This window comes from Mesorhizobium sp. M1E.F.Ca.ET.041.01.1.1 (genome assembly GCF_003997355.1).
Taxonomy (GTDB): domain Bacteria; phylum Pseudomonadota; class Alphaproteobacteria; order Rhizobiales; family Rhizobiaceae; genus Mesorhizobium.
Genome location: NZ_RZSL01000753.1, coordinates 1 through 2473 on the forward strand (window position 1 = coordinate 1; position 2473 = coordinate 2473).

The following is a 2473-nucleotide window of genomic DNA, read 5'->3' on the forward strand; positions in this document are numbered from 1 at the left end:
CTTGCGCGCTGAGCCAGGACAGCCACTGCTTCTGGTGCTCGGGCAGGAACTGCCGCACGGTGAAGCCGGGCAGCACACCTTCATAGCTGCGCAGGCGAGGATCGCCTGCGGAGAGCTGGCGAGGATCGGGCGAGACATCCGTGTAGCCGAACAGCGTCGGATCATAACCAGCCGCGCGGGCCGAGAGCGCGATGTTGCCGTGCCGGGCATCGAGCGGCGTGCCGTTGCGGCAGACGCGGTTGTTCATCTGGTAGAGGCCGGTATAGAGGCAGGCGCGCGCCGGCGAGCAGGGTGCGGCACCGCCATAGTGGCGCCGGAACAGAACGCCCTCGGCGGCAAGCGCGTCGGCGTTCGGCGTTTTCACCACCGTGTGGCCGGCGGCCGACAGGCAATCGCCGCGCCACTGGTCGCAGGTGATGAGGAGAACATTCGGGCGGCTCACTCGGTTGTTCAAAAATCTTCTCCTCAGGCAGGCTGCCGCTCATGGAGCCGAAATTTGCGAGTGTTGCAAGCTGCGGCAGTTCATGGAACGTGAACGCATACGAGATGATCGTTCATCTTTATGATACAGTCCATTCTGTGTTTGGCCGCTTTGCCGTTGGTGGGGCTATCCTCATATTGGCGTGGACAGCGGCGAGGGCCGCAAAAGGACAAGGGAAGGAGCAACACCATGCTCAATCAGATCAAGGGCCTGCATCACGTCACCTCGATGGCGAGCGATGCGCGCCGGAACAATGAATTCTTCACGAAGAAGCTCGGCCTGCGCCGGGTCAAGAAGACGGTCAATTTCGACGCGCCCGACGTCTATCACCTCTACTATGCCGATGAGTTCGGCACGCCGGGTTCGGTGATGACCTATTTCCCGTTCCCCGATATCGGCAAGGGCCGGCACGGGGTCGGCGAGGTCGGCACCACGGTCTTCTCGGTGCCGGAAGGCACGCTCGCCTATTGGGAAAAGCGCTTCGCCGACGAAGGCGTGGGCAACGTCGCCCGCACGGAAAGCTTCGGCGAGAAGCGGCTCGCCTTCACCGGTCCGGACGGCGACAGCTTTGCACTCGTCGAGGACAAGGCCGACAGCCGCGCGCCCTGGGTGAAGGGCGGCGTTCCCGGCGATGAAGCGATCCGCGGCTTCCACTCGGTCGCGCTCAGGCTGAAGGATGGCGGCGCCACCGAGGAGCTGTTGAAGTTCATGGGCTATGAGGAGGTGGACAAGTCCGGCAACATCCACCGGCTGGCGATCAAGAACGGCAACGGTGCCGACATCGTCGACATCGAATCGCTGCCGGGCGCGGGCTTTGCCAATCTCGGCGCCGGCTCGGTGCATCATGTCGCCTTCGCGGTCGAGGATCGCGCCAAACAGCTCGAAGTGCGCAAGGCGCTGGTCGACACGGGTTATGGCGTGACGCCGGTCATCGATCGCGATTACTTCTGGGCGATCTATTTCCGTACCCCGGGCGGCGTGCTGTTCGAGGTGTCCACCAACGAGCCGGGCTTCGACCGCGACGAGGACACCGCGCATCTCGGCGAGGCGCTGAAGCTGCCGATGCAGCATCGGCATCTGAGATCCTATCTCGAGCAGCACCTGCAGAAGCTGGAAGACTGAAAGCCATGAGCAAGGACGCCTACATCCACAAAATGCTGCCCGGTTCGCCGGGCAGTCCGCTGCTCTTCGTCCTACACGGAACCGGGGCCGACGAGAACCAGCTTCTGTCCTTCGGCCGTGAGCTGCTGCCTTCGGCGACCGTCGTGTCGCCGCGCGGCGACGTGTCGGAACAGGGCGCTGCCCGCTTCTTCCGCCGCACCGGCGAGGGCGTCTACGACATGGACGATCTCGCGCGGGCGACGGCCAAGATGGCGGGCTTCGTCAAGGCGCATGTCGAGGCGGCAAAGCCCTCGGCGGTGTTCGGGCTCGGCTACTCCAACGGCGCCAACATCCTGGCCTCGGTGGTGTTCGCGGAGCCGACCTTGTTCAATGCCACGGCGCTGATGCATCCGCTCATCCCGTTCGAGCCACAGGTGAAGGGCAGCCTTGCCGGCCGCCGCATCCTGATCACGGCGGGCCGGCGCGATCCGATTTGCCCGCCTAACCTGACATCGCGGCTCGAGGCCTATTTGCGCGCCGACGGGGCCGATGTCACAGTGGAATGGCACGACGGCGGACACGAGGTTCGGCCGAATGAAAGCGAAGCGGCGCGGCGGCTCTTCGCCTTCGCTCCGGCCGCCGCAGGAGGCAAGAACAATGGCTGACCAATTGCCCGAGATCGAACTCGAGGACCACGGCTCCAAGGGGCGTTACGTGCTGCGCGGCCCCGGCGGCGCCGAGGCCGAGATGACCTTCACAAAGATCGGCGAGCACCAGCTCATCATCGATCACACCGAGGTACCGGACGTCTTCCGCGGCCAGGGCGCCGGGCTTCGGCTCGTCACCCGCGCCGTCGAGGACGCGCGCGCCGCCGGCAAGAAGATCATCCCG

The 2473-nt window shown here is 65.0% G+C and carries 4 protein-coding genes; 3 read left to right on the forward strand and 1 reads right to left on the reverse strand.

Annotated elements, in window-relative coordinates; translation table 11 throughout:
• Window positions 1–454 (reverse strand): sulfatase-like hydrolase/transferase (locus EOA38_RS33595; protein WP_145966198.1); only part of this gene is annotated, 454 nt, incomplete at its 3' end.
• A 216-nt stretch (window positions 455–670) separates the two neighbouring features.
• On the opposite strand from EOA38_RS33595, the gene EOA38_RS33600 reads away from it, so the two are divergent.
• From EOA38_RS33600 to EOA38_RS33610, 3 genes are all read left to right on the forward strand, one after another.
• Window positions 671–1603, forward strand: a complete 933-nt coding sequence (locus tag EOA38_RS33600; RefSeq protein ID WP_127301255.1) for a VOC family protein — start codon at window positions 671–673, stop codon at window positions 1601–1603.
• A gap of 5 nt (window positions 1604–1608) precedes the next feature.
• The gene (locus tag EOA38_RS33605; RefSeq protein WP_127301256.1) at window positions 1609–2247 is read left to right on the forward strand and encodes an alpha/beta hydrolase; all 639 of its coding nucleotides are present in this window, start codon (window positions 1609–1611) and stop codon (window positions 2245–2247) included.
• On the forward strand, window positions 2240–2473 hold a 234-nt coding region (locus EOA38_RS33610), incomplete at its 3' end, for a GNAT family N-acetyltransferase (RefSeq protein WP_145966199.1). The genes EOA38_RS33605 and EOA38_RS33610, both read left to right, overlap by 8 nt.

Coding starts and splice junctions, on each gene's coding strand:
- EOA38_RS33600 (WP_127301255.1), top strand. CDS start 671: ATGCTCAATCAGATCAAGGGCCTGCATCACGTCACCTCGATGGCGAGC.
- EOA38_RS33605 (WP_127301256.1), top strand. CDS start 1,609: ATGAGCAAGGACGCCTACATCCACAAAATGCTGCCCGGTTCGCCGGGC.